This window comes from Thermodesulfovibrionales bacterium (assembly GCA_035622735.1).
GTDB lineage: Bacteria > Nitrospirota > Thermodesulfovibrionia > Thermodesulfovibrionales > UBA9159 > DASPUT01.
In genome coordinates this window covers 25,445-40,011 of record DASPUT010000098.1, presented here as the reverse complement: position 1 = coordinate 40,011, position 14,567 = coordinate 25,445, and the positions used below count along the sequence as shown (strand labels likewise).

At 53.9% G+C, this 14,567-nt stretch carries 13 protein-coding genes; 8 read left to right on the top strand and 5 right to left on the bottom strand.

The window, feature by feature from the left end:
• The 5 genes from VEI96_05795 to VEI96_05775 form a co-directional block, all read right to left on the bottom strand.
• The coding region (locus VEI96_05795) for a penicillin-binding transpeptidase domain-containing protein (protein HXX57494.1) at positions 1-930 on the bottom strand (930 nt) is incomplete at its 3' end.
• On the bottom strand, positions 920-1,372 hold the full coding sequence (gene mreD, locus VEI96_05790) for a rod shape-determining protein MreD (GenBank protein ID HXX57493.1): 453 nt from the start codon (positions 1,370-1,372) through the stop codon (positions 920-922). The genes VEI96_05795 and mreD, both read right to left, overlap by 11 nt.
• Positions 1,369-2,136, bottom strand: coding sequence for a rod shape-determining protein MreC (gene mreC, locus VEI96_05785; GenBank protein ID HXX57492.1), 768 nt, complete (start codon positions 2,134-2,136; stop codon positions 1,369-1,371). The genes mreD and mreC overlap by 4 nt, the downstream gene beginning before the upstream one ends.
• A gap of 14 nt (positions 2,137-2,150) precedes the next feature.
• Positions 2,151-3,182 carry a rod shape-determining protein gene (locus VEI96_05780; GenBank protein ID HXX57491.1) on the bottom strand — a complete coding sequence of 344 codons (1,032 nt, stop codon included), beginning with the start codon at positions 3,180-3,182 and terminating at the stop codon, positions 2,151-2,153.
• 34 nt (positions 3,183-3,216) lie between these two features.
• Positions 3,217-3,687 (bottom strand): RDD family protein, encoded by a 471-nt coding sequence (locus VEI96_05775; protein ID HXX57490.1) that lies wholly within the window; start codon positions 3,685-3,687, stop codon positions 3,217-3,219.
• Between the two features lie 267 nt (positions 3,688-3,954).
• Here VEI96_05775 and VEI96_05770 point away from each other — a divergent pair, with 267 nt between their 5' ends.
• From VEI96_05770 to qmoC, 8 genes are all read left to right on the top strand, one after another.
• Positions 3,955-4,554 carry an XTP/dITP diphosphatase gene (locus VEI96_05770; GenBank protein HXX57489.1) on the top strand — a complete coding sequence of 200 codons (600 nt, stop codon included), beginning with the start codon at positions 3,955-3,957 and terminating at the stop codon, positions 4,552-4,554.
• A 233-nt stretch (positions 4,555-4,787) separates the two neighbouring features.
• Positions 4,788-5,435 carry an adenylate kinase gene (locus tag VEI96_05765; protein HXX57488.1) on the top strand — a complete coding sequence of 216 codons (648 nt, stop codon included), beginning with the start codon at positions 4,788-4,790 and terminating at the stop codon, positions 5,433-5,435.
• 311 nt (positions 5,436-5,746) lie between these two features.
• On the top strand, positions 5,747-6,955 hold the full coding sequence (gene sat / locus VEI96_05760) for a sulfate adenylyltransferase (GenBank protein ID HXX57487.1): 1,209 nt from the start codon (positions 5,747-5,749) through the stop codon (positions 6,953-6,955).
• A gap of 168 nt (positions 6,956-7,123) precedes the next feature.
• On the top strand, positions 7,124-7,543 hold the full coding sequence (aprB, locus tag VEI96_05755) for an adenylyl-sulfate reductase subunit beta (protein ID HXX57486.1): 420 nt from the start codon (positions 7,124-7,126) through the stop codon (positions 7,541-7,543).
• Between the two features lie 13 nt (positions 7,544-7,556).
• Positions 7,557-9,560 (top strand): adenylyl-sulfate reductase subunit alpha, encoded by a 2,004-nt coding sequence (gene aprA / locus VEI96_05750; GenBank protein ID HXX57485.1) that lies wholly within the window; start codon positions 7,557-7,559, stop codon positions 9,558-9,560.
• Positions 9,561-9,689: 129 nt separating this feature from the next.
• Entirely contained in the window at positions 9,690-10,946 is a 1,257-nt protein-coding gene (locus VEI96_05745; protein HXX57484.1) for a CoB--CoM heterodisulfide reductase iron-sulfur subunit A family protein, read from the top strand.
• Positions 10,947-10,948: 2 nt separating this feature from the next.
• Positions 10,949-13,183, top strand: coding sequence for an FAD-dependent oxidoreductase (locus VEI96_05740; GenBank protein HXX57483.1), 2,235 nt, complete (start codon positions 10,949-10,951; stop codon positions 13,181-13,183).
• Positions 13,184-13,269: 86 nt separating this feature from the next.
• On the top strand, positions 13,270-14,409 hold the full coding sequence (qmoC, locus tag VEI96_05735) for a quinone-interacting membrane-bound oxidoreductase complex subunit QmoC (protein HXX57482.1): 1,140 nt from the start codon (positions 13,270-13,272) through the stop codon (positions 14,407-14,409).
• Positions 14,410-14,567: the final 158 nt, after the last annotated feature.

Genomic DNA, 14,567 nt, shown 5'->3' with positions numbered 1-14,567 from the left:
GCCGGGCGGATACTGGCTCTGAAGCGCCCGGTTCAGGAGGGGCTGTTTCGGGTTCGTCATAAGCTCTTCCCACTCTTTTGAACTGATCCCCTTCGCAAAGAGGTTAGGGTCGAATGAAGGTTTGCTGATGAGCGCGAGTATCTCTCCGGTGTCGGGCCTCAGCGCCACGAGCGCACCGGTCTTTTCTCCGAAGGCCTCTTCTGCTTCCCTCTGGACATTGATATCCATTGCGAGCCGTATATCTTCGCCTCTCACGGAGGGTTTTTCCTGGATGAGGCGTAGTTCCCTTCCCATGGCATCCACCTCGATCACCATCTCCCCGGCCCTTCCTCGCAGCTCTTCATCGTAGAGTCTTTCAATGCCCCACTGGCCGATAAACGCGTCGGGTGGGACGTCTCTGAATTCCGGTGCCTGAGCCTGGACTTGATTCGGTTTCCCCAGATACCCGATCAGGTGAGCGCCCACGGTGCCGAAGAGGTACTGTCTCGTCACATCAATATCGATAGACAGACCCGGGAAGTCCGATCTCCTCGCCTCAACGAATGCGATATCTCTCGGCGAAAGGCCCTCCTTAAGCCGTATCGGCTCATAGAGGCTGCGGTTCGACTTTATTTTTTTAGCGATCGTCGCCGCGTCGGTCTTAAGGAGTGCGGAGAGGGCGGGAATGTCTATCCGGCCGATGGCCTGCGGGTTAATCGAGACGGAATAGTACGGAGCATTCTTCACGAGCGGTATGCCGTTCCTGTCATAAATGATACCCCGCGGTGCTGCGACCTTGACGATGTGCAGTCTGTTCTCCTCCGAGAGTTTCCGGTATTCGTCACCCTGAAGGATCTGCAGTTGCCAGAGCCTTATGACGAGGACAAAAAAGAGCGCGGCGATGATATATCCTACGGCGACGATCCTCTCTGATGATCCGTTAGTCTGCATGTTCCGGCTTTATGAAGATCCCTGCCAATGCATTAATCAGTCCCTGAATCACAACGGTGAGAAAGACCCGATGAGGAGGAACGGACAGCGACGAGTAGAACATCCTCGAGAAGAAGACGACAAACCCGTCAAGCACGGTGAGGCTCGAGATGATGAGCAGCCCCAGGAGCGGTGTCCACCGGAACAGGCCGCCCGCCATGACGGACGAGAAAAAGCCGACCATCCCTTTTCCAAGGAGGTTCGGCCCTATGATGCCGCCGGAAATGCTGTCCTCGACAATGCCGATGAGAGAACCAAGAAGGATACCTTTTGCGGCACCGCCGGTCACCCCGATATAGTAAACGACGATGACGGTCAATTCCGGCGGAACACCGAAGATCCTCACCCTCGTCTGGAGCACAAATGAAACGAGGACGGCGATGAAGAGTGCGACATGTCTCATCGTCTTACGATTATTACCTCATCGAGTTTTGTCATGTCCTGGAAGGGCCTCACCTCGACTTGCTGGAAGATGCCCGGTCCTTTCTTCGATACACGGGAGATATATCCCACGGGGAGTTCGGCGGGGAAGAGATCGTCAAAGCCCGATGTAACAACTACCTCGTTCTCCTTCACCTCCTCCTCTCTCGTGATGTATTTGAGGATGCAGGACATCGAACCGGTCCCCGAGAGTATCGCCTCTTTCCTCGTCTCCTGGATCCTCACGGACGCGGAGAAATTGATATCCGTCAGGAGCAGCACATAGGCGTAATTATCGTCCGCGAGGGAGACCTTGCCGATGAGTCCCAGGGGGGTCATGACCGCCATGTCCTTTGTAACTCCGCTATTCCTGCCCTTGTCGATGACGAGGGTGCTAACCCACCGGTCCCAACCCTTCGAAACGACCCTCGCCGCCGTGATGTATCGGCCCTCTTTTTCCTTGAGAGAGAGGACTTCCCTCAGCCGCTGGTTTTCGAAGAATAGGTCCCGGTATCTCTGCTGCTCCAGGAGGAGTCTCCCCATATCCTGCCTGAGCCTTCTGTTTTCTTCATCCCTCAGATGTATCATCCTGAAGGGCTCTCTGAAGGAGGCGGACAGGGAATGAAATGCCCAGTTCACCCAGTTCAGAGGGCCGCTGAGAATATGGAATGGGACGATAATGCCCCTGTTGCTCTGGTATGTCATGAGGGTGAATGACAGGATTACGAGCAGGAAGAGGGGAAGCATCCGTCTGAAGGGCATCAGGTTATGGCTATTTTCTTCAGAAGTTCCAACTCATCAAGCATTTTGCCCACCCCCCTCACGACAGCGGACAGAGGGTCCTCAGCGACGATGACGGGGAGGCCGGTCTCTTCACGGATGAGTTTGTCCAGTCCTCTCAGGAGTGCGCCGCCTCCGGCAAGGACTATGCCTTTGTCCACGATATCCGAGGCGAGTTCGGGAGGGGTATTCTCGAGAGTCACCCTGATGGTGTCGAGGATGACGCTGACGGTTTCGCTGAGGGCCTCGCGAACCTCGGTCTCACTGACGACAATCGTCTTCGGGATGCCCGATATGAGGTCTCTCCCTTTTATCTCCATGGTCTTGTTTTCCGGAAGTTCGACAACACAGGCCGATCCGATCTCAATCTTGATCAGCTCGGCGGTTCTGTCGCCTATCATCAAGTTGTATTTTCGCTTAATATAGGCGATGATCGACTCGTCCATCTTATCGCCGCCGACTCTGACCGCCTTGCTGTATACGATGCCGTCGATAGAGATGACCGCGATATCGGTGGTCCCTCCGCCGATATCGACTATCATATTGCCCGAAGGCTCGCCTATGGGGAGGCCGACGCCGACCGCTGCCGCCATCGGCTCTTCAATGAGATAGACCTCCCGTGCTCCTGAGGCCTGAGCAGCATCCTTCACCGCCCTCTGTTCGACCTGGGTAATGCCGGAAGGCACGCCGATGATGACCCTCGGCGAGAGGAAGCTTTTCCTGTTATGGACTTTCTTGATAAAGTATTTCAGCATCTCCCCGGTCGCGTCAAAATCCGCAATGACGCCGTCCTTCATCGGTCGTATCGCCATGATATTCGCCGGAGTCTTGCCGAGCATCTTCTTGGCGTCTGTTCCTACGGCCACCGTTCTCTTATTATCTTTCCTCACGACAACGACGGAAGGCTCGTTACAGACTATCCCTTTGCCCTTGATGAAGACGAGGGTATTCGCCGTGCCGAGATCTATCGCGAGATCAGTCGAAAACATCCCGAGTATGTTATGGAAAAGCATTACACCTCCTGAACAATCAGCAGAAACATGTTATTTACTCTGAGACCTGTTCACCCTTGGGCTGCTGTCCTTCGATTACCACAGTCTTTGCGAGTTCATCTCCGAGCCTCAGGCCCTCACTGCTGCCGAGAAGTATCAAAAATTCCAGTGCGGAAACGGCCACGATGAAAATCCAGCCGATCAGCGGCAACTTATAGAGCAGGACCCCCGCTCCGAGGGGGGCGTTGCGCAGTATCGATTCCTTCATCGTGCAGGGGGCGCCGGTCGCGCTAGATACGACCCTCAGCCCCATGAGTCTCTTACCGATGCTCCTCCCCTCAAAGAGGCCGTCGCTGATGAGGAGATAGGAAAGTCCGGCATAGAAACCGGCCTTCGGCACCATTTCAGTCGCCGCTGCGATGATGATAAAGTCAAGAGCCTTCGCAAATACCCTTAGGAGAACACTGGCCTTCTTTACCCCATCAGACATCCCGAAATAGTAACAGATGGAGGGCGGTTTTTTCAACAGGGAAAGGCCATTTCCGGCTGGCCGGACCGCAATGCGGTTTACTTTATCAGGGGGCTCTTGTATCTTAATGCTTTGAGGAGTAAACGCCGGAGAAGTTAGGCGGTACCCGTGAAAGGATCGCATATGCTTCACGCGGCCCTGAATAACGGCATGAAGGAGATGATGTTTCGGCATTCCGGCTCATCACTAATTTTCGTTGAAAAGAATTCCCCACAAGTGGGAATGACGGCCATAAGGTATCACGGGCGCATGAGCGGATAGGGGATGAAAGAACTCGTAATTGCCACACGCAACAGAAAGAAGATCGAGGAGATGAAGAGGCTGCTGGAGGATATGGCGGTTCTGCTCTATACCCTCGATGACTTCCCCGGGTGTCCCGAGGTTTCCGAGGACGCCGATTCATTCAGGGGGAACGCGGTCAAGAAGGCCTCAGCTGTGGCGAATTATGCCAAAAGACCGGCAATCTCTGATGATTCCGGCCTTGAGGTATTCGCCCTGAATGGGGCGCCGGGAGTCTTCTCCGCACGGTATGCGGGTGAAGCCGCCGATGATAAGAAAAACCTCGAGAAATTGCTCTCGGAATTACACGATGTCGATGACGGCAGGAGAGGAGCGCGCTTTGTCTGCTGCATCGCGCTGGCCTTTCCCGATGGCAGTGCAGAGGCGTTTGAGGGTTCAGTGGAAGGCAGGATAGGAAGAGTGGCCCTTGGTTCGAACGGATTCGGCTATGACCCGGTATTCTATCCCGAAGGGCATGAGAGGACCTTTGCAGAGATGGCCGCCGATGAGAAGGATGCGTTGAGCCACAGGGGGAAGGCGCTGAGAAAATTCAGGGAGTATGTTGCCGCCCATCTGCTCGAATAGGCGTGTATTTCCGCCAGCCGTTATGCCGTTCCAATTATAAGAAAAATTAATGCTTTAATTTTAATTTCTTTCTTGCAAAAAAAAGATGGTTGTCATAGAGTAACTACGCTTTGGGGGACTGTTTTCATCGAATGGTCCTGCCTCTGTCAAGACGGAAGAGAGGTCGACCGAAGGGTTTCGACTTCTCGGTACAGACCTTGAGACCCGCACACCACACGTTATAGGAGGCATGCATGAGACTCGTACTTCTTGGCGCGCCGGGGGCCGGAAAAGGGACCCAGGCAAAAAAGCTGATCGAAAAATACGGTATCCCGCAGATCTCGACGGGAGACCTCCTCCGTGCGGCTGTTGCCGCAGGTTCGCAGCTCGGGAAGGAGGCGAAATCCTTCATGGACAAAGGTGAACTTGTTCCGGATAGGGTTGTGCTCGGGATGGTTGAGGAGAGGCTGAAACAGGATGACTGCAAGAAGGGATATATCCTCGACGGCTTTCCCCGGAATACGGCGCAGGCAGAGGCCCTTGACAAGATGCTCGGTGGTCTGGGGATGTCCCTCGCCGCCGCCCTGAGTGTGGATGTCCCCTTCGATGACCTCATGAAGAGACTCACCGGCAGGAGGACCTGTAAGGCCTGCGGCCAGATGTTCAACGTCTATTCCAACGCTCCCAAGAAGGAAGGTGTCTGCGACAAGTGCGGTGGTGCGCTGTTCCAGAGGGACGACGACAAGGAAGAGACGATCAAGAAAAGGCTCGAGGTATACAACGCCCAGACCGCTCCCCTCATCGACTACTACGGTAAGAAAGGGATTTTGAGCGCCGTCAAAGGCACGGGCAGCATCGATGAAATCTTCGGGAAGGTGTGCAGCGCCCTCGGTCTCCGGTAAGGATTGGAAGGAACTACGTGAGATCATTTCTTCTGAGTGAGGCCGGTATTCATTGTCGCCTGCTTGCTCAATAGCGCGGATCGGAATTTATAAGGAAAACTAATCTGTCAATTATAATTTTAAAATTGAATTAAGCTCGGACATCGAGTAATTTAGAGTGCTTTCTTGAAAATCTCCTGTTGTTGGTCTCACGCGGTCATATATTCTTTATCGTGCACCTATGGCAAGAAAGAGCGAAGAGGCGAGAGTCGGCTGAACGGGCAGGGTTGAGCTTCATTCTTAAATAAAAACGCAAAAAAAGGAGGTCAGACATGTCATTAGTGAATCCGCATGGAAAAGAGAAGAAATTAAAACCGCTCTTACTGGCAGGCAAGGAGTTGGAGGAAGAAAAGAAAAAAGCGAAGACATTGAAACAGATCAAGATATCGTCGCGCGAATCAGGCGACCTTATCATGATGGGTATCGGCGGGTTTACGCCCCTTGAGGGGTTCATGACTTACGAAGACTGGAAGGATGTCTGTTCCGACTACAAGATGGCTGACGGCACGTTCTGGCCGATACCGGTTACCGTTTCTACGGATGAGAGCATCAAGGCAGGGACAGAAGTTGCCCTCTATTCCGACGAGTACGGCGAGGTCCTGGCGACAATGAAGGTCACCGAGTCCTACAAGATTGACAAGGAGTTCGAGTGCAAGAACGTTTACCGGACGACCGATATGAAGGATCATCCGGGGGTGAAAATGGTCATGGACCAGCCGGGCACCAACCTTGCTGGACCGGTTAAGGTGATGAGCCAGGGAACGTTCCCAGCGGAATACCCGAATACCTATATGACCCCTGCCCAGACCCGGCACCTTTTCCTTCAGAACGGATGGAAAAAGGTTGCGGCCCTTCAGCTCAGGAACCCCATGCACCGTTCTCATGAGTACCTCGCAAAGATCGCTATTGAGACCTGTGATGGCGTGCTCATCCATCAGCTCCTCGGAAAGCTGAAAGCCGGCGATATCCCGGCAGAAGTGAGGGTGCAGGCGATCGATAAGCTGGTCGAGCACTATTTTGTGAAGAATACCTGTATACAGGCAGGATACCCGCTCGATATGCGATATGCCGGTCCGCGCGAAGCCCTTCTCCATGCGCTCTTCAGACAGAATTACGGCTGCAGCCACATGATCATCGGCCGCGACCATGCCGGCGTCGGCGAGTATTACGGTCCGTTCGATGCACAGAAGATATTCGATGAGATCCCCGCAGACGCCCTTGAAACCCAGCCGCTCAAGATTGACTGGACCTTCTATTGCACGAAATGCGATGGAATGGCATCGATGAGGACATGCTGTCACGGCAAGGAAGACAGGATGCTCCTGAGCGGGACCAAATTGAGAAAGATGCTCTCAGAGAATGAGGAAGTGCCGGACCACTTCAGCCGGCCCGAGGTCCTTGCGATATTGAGAAAATACTATGAAGGACTGACAGAAAAGGTTGAGATAAAGACTCACAAATATTCTGAGGGAATAAAATAAGTTCTGAGTTCGGGGTGAAGGGTCCGGAGAGCGTTTCTACTGAGAGCTCCAGACTCGCAAGGTATGATTTCAGAGGTGAGAGGAGGTGGAACGTTTACGCATCAATCAGGAAGACTGGCCTTCTGCGCTAAGGCCTACTATTAAGAAACGAAAAGGAGGTTAAGGAACATGCCAAGTTTCGTGATTACCGAAAAGTGTGATGGCTGTAAGGCTCAGGATAAGACGGCGTGCCAGTATATCTGTCCTCATGATCTCATGGCGCTCGACAGGGAAAAGATGAAGGCGTACAATCAGGAGCCCGAGCAGTGCTGGGAGTGCTTTAACTGTGTGAAGATCTGCCCGCAGCAGGCGATCGAGGTCAGGGGTTATTCAGACTTCGTTCCCCTCGGGTCGAGCACCATCCCGATGAGAGGGACGGACTCCATTATGTGGACCATTAAGTTCAGGAACGGAATACTCAAGAGGTTCAAGTTCCCGATCAGGACGACTGCTGAGGGTTCGGTGGACCCGTTTGCGGGCAAACCGGCACCGGATTTTGCGACAATCAAAAAGCCTGGGTTCTTTACCGGTCCGGCAAGAAATGAATAGGAGGTGAATATACATGGAAAAAGAGACCTGTACATTTTCATATTGTCAAAAGCCTGAAGTGACCGAAGTCGAGTGTGATCTCCTGATCATGGGTGGCGGTATGGCAGGATGCGGCGCAGCATTTGAGGCATGCCGCTGGGCAAATGAGAAGGGGATGAAGGTCGTCCTGGTCGACAAGGCTGCCACGGACAGAAGCGGCGCAGTCGCAATGGGCCTTTCCGCCATCAATACCTATGTCGGTGAGAATAAGGTGGCTGATTATGTTAAATATGTGAGAAACGACCTGATGGGCATCATCAGGGAAGACCTTGTATACGACCTTGGCAGAGTCGTTGATGACTCTGTGCAGCTCTTTGAAGAATGGGGCCTCCCGATCTGGAAGAAGGGCGATGACGGTTTCTCTCTCGACGGGTTCCAGGCGAGAGATGCCGGAAAGAAAATGCTCAAGGACGGCGGGACTCCGGTACGGTCCGGCAAATGGCAGATCATGATCAACGGTGAATCTTACAAGGTTATCGTTGCAGAGGCTGCAAAGAGAGCTCTCCAGACCAATAGGGAGAAGACCGGTATGGCCCAAAACCATTTTGAAAGGGTTCTGATCCATAGCCCTCTCATGGACGCGAACGGAAAGAACATAGCAGGGGCAGCGGGCTTCAGCGTAAGAGAGAACAAGACCTATGTCTTCAAGGCAAAGGCCTTAATCAACGCTACTGCCGGTGCGGTCAATTGCTTCAGGCCGAGGTCCGTCGGTGAAGGTATGGGAAGGACCTGGTACCCGGTGTTTAGCGCAGGCTCGGGGTATGCCTTCGGCATGCAGGCCGGAGCTGAGCTGACCCTGATGGAGAACCGGTTCGTGCCCGCACGGTTTAAGGACGGATATGGTCCTGTCGGCGCATGGTTCCTGTTCTTTAAGGCAAAGGCAACAGACAGCTACGGGGAAGATTACTGTGTAAACAAGGAGTACTTCGATGATGCGGTAGCCAGATACGGAGACTATGCAAAGGGTCTCGGCACAGCCATCAGGAACCATCTCATGATGAGGGCGATGAAGGACGGCAAGGGCCCCATCATCATGAGGACGCACGAGGCGATGGCAGAGTTAGGGAAGGCCTTCAAGGAGAAGCTTGGCGATAAGGAAGGCGCCAAGAAGATGAAACACCTCGAGGCAGAGGCATGGGAAGACTTCCTTGATATGGCGATCGGACAGGCATCCATTTGGGCAGCACACAATATCGAGCCCGACAAGACTCCTTCCGAGATTATGCCGACAGAGCCGTATCTCCTCGGCTCACACGCGGGCTGCGCAGGGTTCTGGGTGTCCGGACCTGGCGATATCCCCGGCACTCCGGAGCACTACAGCTGGGGATACAACAGGATGTCTACCGTGCCCGGCCTCTTCATGGCAGGCGACGTGGTCGGTGCATCAGGCCACAAATTCTCATCCGGCTCCCACGCAGAGGGCAGAATAGCTGCGAAGGCTGCATTGGCCTTTATTCTCGATCATCCGGACTACAAACCGGCTCCGAAGAAATCTGCTGATGAAGTCGTTGCCGAGATGTATCTCCCCTTTGAGCTCTATGAGAAGTATAAGACATACTCGACGGATCCCACGATTAACCCCAACTATATCGGTCCGAAGGCCCTTCAGTTGAGGCTCCAGAAGATCGCCGACGAGTACTTTGGCGGGGTAGCCACCTGGTACATGACCTCAAAGACGATGCTCGAAGAGGGTCTCAAGAAACTCGAGCTGCTCAAAGAGGATGCAGGCAGGATGGCAGCAAAGGACCTCCATGAGCTCCTCAGGTGCAATGAGAATTATCACAGAATCCTCTCTGTTGAAGCACACGCAAGACACATCCTCTTTAGAGAGGAGTCAAGGTACCCCGGCTACTACTACAGGGGCGACTTCAACAAGATCGATGACACAAACTGGAAGTGCTTCACGAACTCGAAGTATAATGCGGAGACGCATGCATGGGAATTCAAGAAGGTTCCTTACGTCCAGATGTTTCCGTAGTTGATGCGGAGGGGGAGGGCGATGCCCTCCCCCGATTTTTCTGTAGGTCAAAAAGAGGCGTTTATGTTATTACCCCAGAACCGTGACATAAGAATCTCTTTGTGACTTACTGCCTTAAGGAGGATGGAGATGGCGGAAAATAAGACAGTTCTCGTGATCGGCGGCGGTTTCAGCGGGCTCACTGCGGCGGTGGAGGCTGCTGAGGCCGGATGCGATGTGGTCATTGTCGAAAAGAACCCCTATCTTGGCGGAAGGGTGGCTCAGCTCAACAAGTATTTCTGGAAGCTCTGCCCGCCCAATTGCGGCCTTGAGATACAGTTCAAGCGCATCAAGAACAGCTCACAGGTCAGGTTCCTTACCCTCGCCGAGGTGGAGGAGATCAAGGGGGAAGAGGGAAATTTTGACGTCACCGTCAAGGTGAAACCGAGGTATGTGAATGATAAATGCGTGGGCTGTGACGCCTGCGCACAGGCCTGTCCGTCTCACAGGAGCAATGATTTCAACTTCGGCATGGACAAGACGAAGGCGGCCTATATCCCTTTTAACCAGGCCTTCCCTTTTCAGTACGTGATTGACGATACTGCCTGCGCGAAGGACTGCATGAAGGCATGTGCCTATGCATGCAAATATGACGCGATCGATCTGAACATGAAGCCCGAGACGATAAAGCTCAAGGCCGGCGCCATCGTCATGGCAACGGGATGGAGCCCCTATGACGCAACGCGAATGGACATCCTCGGATTCGGACGGGTTCAGAATGTGATTACGAACATGATGATGGAGCGGCTTTCCGCACCGAATGGTCCGACGAGCGGCAGGATCGTCCGTCCCTCCGACGGCAAGGAGGTGAAGAACATCGCCTTCGTCCAGTGCGCCGGTTCGAGAGACGAAAACCATCTCCCCTACTGCTCATACATATGTTGTCTTGCCTCGCTCAAACAGGCCATGTACGTGAGGGAGCAGTATCCCGATTCGAAGGCACAGGTCTTTTACATCGATCTGAGAACCCCGGGCCTTTATGAGCACCGGTTCCTCTGGAAAGCAAAGGAAGACCCCAACGTGACCCTCACGAAGGGTAAAGTCGCGGGCATTGCGGAAGATCCTGCGACAAAGGATGTTATTGTCGAAGTGGAAGATGTCTTCGGCGGCAAAAAGATCAAGGCAAGCTTCGACATGGTTGTCCTCGCAACAGGCATGGTGCCCGGCACGAAAGAGACGAAGATCGCGAAGGACGTTACGTATACACCTGACGGATTTGTTGACACCTCTGCGAAGAAGGGGGTTTATGCGGTGGGAACACTGAAGAGCCCTGTTGATGTCGCGCGTTCAGCTCAAGATGCCACGGGGGTCGTCATCAAGAGCATCCAGAGCTTGAGGAGGAAATAGGGATGGAGAAGAAATTCGGCGTATATATCTGTAAGGGCTGCGGCATAGGAGAGGCGATTGATATAGAGAAGCTCACCAATACCGCGACAAAAGACATGCAGGTTCCGGTCTGCAAGACCCACGGCATCCTCTGCGGCCCCGAAGGCCTTCAGCTCATCAAAGACGATATAAAGAACGAGGGAATCAACACCCTGACAATCGCTGCCTGCTCTCCTCGGGTGAAGTTCGAGGAGTTCGATTTCCCCGGGACGATAACAGAGCGGGTCAACATACGGGAGTTTGTCGCCTGGACCCAGCCGGCCATGACCGATGAGACCCAGAGCATTGCAGAGGATTACCTCATGATGGGTATTGTCAAGACACAGAGGGGCGACCTTCCTGAGCCGAATATCCTCGAAGACCTCAACAATACCATACTCGTCGTGGGCGGCGGCATTTCCGGCATGACAGCGGCCCTCGCAGCGGCCGACGGGGGGAATAAGGTGGTCCTTGTCGAGAAGGAGCCTCAGCTTGGAGGCTTTACCGGTAAGCTCTACAAGAAGATACCGACGGGAGAATTCAAGGAGCCGCTTATCGTCGATACGGACATCGCCTCGATTGTTAATAAGGTCGAGAGCCACCCCGATATCAAGGTATACAAGTCATCGGTGATCGCAAAGACCGAGGGCCAGCCCGGGGTCTACGATGTAACCATAGCCTCGGACGGCAATTCGGAAACGATAAAGATCGGGGCGATCGTGATGGCAACGGGCTGGAAGCCCTATGACGCAACGAAACTGGATCACCTCGGTTACGGGAAATTCAAGGACGTGGTGACCAACTTGGAGTTCGAAGAGATCGCAAAGAATAACAACGGAAAGATCATGAGGCCTTCTGACGGTAAGGAGGCGAAAAAGGTTGCGTTCATACAGTGTGCAGGCCAGAGAGATCCAAACCATCTCCCCTATTGCTCCTCGATGTGCTGCGTCACCTCCCTCAAGCAGGCAAGGTATGTCCGGCAGAATCCGGATGCGGCTGCCATGATCTTTTACATCGATATCAGGACTCCCGGAAGGCTCGAGGCGTATTATCAGGAGGCACAGAACGATCCCGGGGTCATGCTGACGAAGGCCGACGTGAAGGGAATTGCAGATGCGGGGAACGGGAATCTCCTTGTCGAGGCGGAGAATACCCTCCTTGGCGAAAAAGTGAGGGTCGAGGCCGATCTCGTGGTGCTCGCCACCGGCATGGTACCGACCACAAGGGGACCTCAGGAGTATCTCGATAACCTTACCCAGGAAGCGGCCAAGGGCGATGACGCGAAGAAGGCATACCTCGAGACGGTTCCGAAGCCGGATTTCATCCTGAACCTCGCCTACCGCCAGGGTCCCGAGATCCCTTCCCTCGAAGGCGCGTGCGGCTTTGCAGACTCGAACTTCATATGCTTTCAGTATGAGACGCGGAGGACCGGTGTCTATGCTGCCGGGGCCGTCAGACAGCCCATGAACATGGCTGAGGCGCAGGAGGATGCGGCGGGCGCGGCATTCAAGGCGATTCAATGCCTAGACCATGTGGCCAAGGGCATGGCTGTCCATCCGCGGGCATGGGACCTGACCTTCCCCGATCCGCTGCTCATCAAGTGCACGGCATGCAAGAGGTGCACGGAAGAATGTCCGTTCGGCGCCATCGAGGAGGATGAAAAGGGCATTCCCTTCTACAAGCTGAACAGGTGCAGGAGGTGCGGGACCTGCATGGGTGCGTGCCCGGAAAGAATCGTTTCCTTCAAGGACTACAGCGTCGATATCATAGGCTCGATGATCAAGAAGATAGACTCACCGGACGAAGAGACCTTCAGGATTCTTGCTTTGGTCTGCGAAAATGATGCGTACCCAGCGCTCGATACGGCCGCCATCAACCGTAAAGGGGTCGACCCGAGCGTGCGGTTTATTTCCTTGCGGTGCCTCGGTGGCATGAATCTTGTCTGGATCGCCGATGCGCTTTCCAAAGGCATTGACGGCGTGCTCCTCCTCGGCTGCAAGTACGGAGAAAACTATCAGTGCCACTTTGTGAAGGGGAGTGAGCTCGCGAATTACCGCTTCAGCAAGGTGGGGGAGACCCTGAACAGGCTCCAGCTTGAGGCGGAGAGGGTCCAGATGATGCAGGTGGCGATCTCCGAGTATGACAAGCTCCCCGAAATGATCAATGAATTCGTCGAGAAGGTCAAAGAGATAGGTCCTAATCCGTTTAAGGGAATGTAAAATAAAGCCGTTGGTTCTTCTGCTCAGTTTTTCGTCCGGCGACGGGCGACTGAAACCAAGGAACTGTTACAGGGAGGTGCGAGTACATGGCGGAACAGGTAATACGTCCGGATTTGAATTTCGTCAGACACATTATCAATAATGGAGGGGAGTCACTCAAGAAGTGTTATCAGTGCGCCACGTGTTCCGTGGTATGCAACGTTACCCCTGACAACAAGCCTTTTCCGAGAAAAGAGATGGTCCTTGCCCAGTGGGGACAGAAAGAGGAACTCTTCGGAAATCCCGATATCTGGCTCTGCCATCAATGCAGCGACTGCACCGCATACTGTCCGCGGGGAGCAAAGCCGGGTGAGGTGCTCGGTGCGATACGAAAGATGACGATAAAGGAATTCTCAGCCCCCTCTTTCCTCGCCGCTATGGTGAGCGATTCAAAGTACCTTATCCTCCTCTTCGCGCTTCCGGTCCTTATCTTCCTGGGAGTTGTCGGATACGAGAACGGGCTTTCGTCCCTGCCCGAAGGGAAAATCGTGTTTTCGAAGTTCATTCCGATTCATTTCATCGACCCGATCTTCATCGCCGTGACGATTTTCGCGGTCTTTTCTTTCGTCTTCGGCGTGAAGAAGTACTGGGCAACCATGAGCAAGGGGAAGAAGCTCAAGGGCGATGTCATGGGCAGCCTCAAGGGCGTGATTGCCGATATCCTTTCCCATAACAGATTCAAGAAATGCAATGTCACGAAGGCGCGGTCAACCTCCCATCTCCTCGTCTTCTATGCCTTTATCGGCCTCGCCATAACTACAAGCTGGGCCGTTGTCTATCTTTACGGCCACAAGCTTTTCGGCATCGAGGCGTTTTCTGTCTTTCACTTCGGGGATTCGCCTTTTCCCCTCTACGATCCGCTCAAAATTGTCGGAAATGTGAGCGCCCTCGCCCTCCTTATCGGCATCGCGCTCGTCATCGGCAATCGTCTCAAGAATCAGGAGAAGGCCGGCGGCGGGAGCTACTACGACTGGCTCTTCATCGCCGTGGTCTTCGCCATCATGGCGACAGGCATACTCTCCGAGGTCTTCAGGCTAGCCGACATCGGTACCCTGGCCTATCCGACATATTTCATCCATCTCGTGTTTGTCTTCTTCCTTCTTGCGTACGCACCTTTCTCGAAGATGGCCCATATGGTATACCGGGCTACGGCCATGGTCTTCGCGAAAGAAGCGGGAAGGGAATAGAGGCGACGGCACGCGAGACGCGAAGGTTAGATGGAGAGGAATGGTTATTCTATCCGCGGCTCCTTGAGCCGTTTCCCTGGGGCAAAACGCTAAAGGAGGTGAGGATTTCAGATATGGCGGGGAGGCTGTTCATCCGGAAGCCATACTACATGCTCATA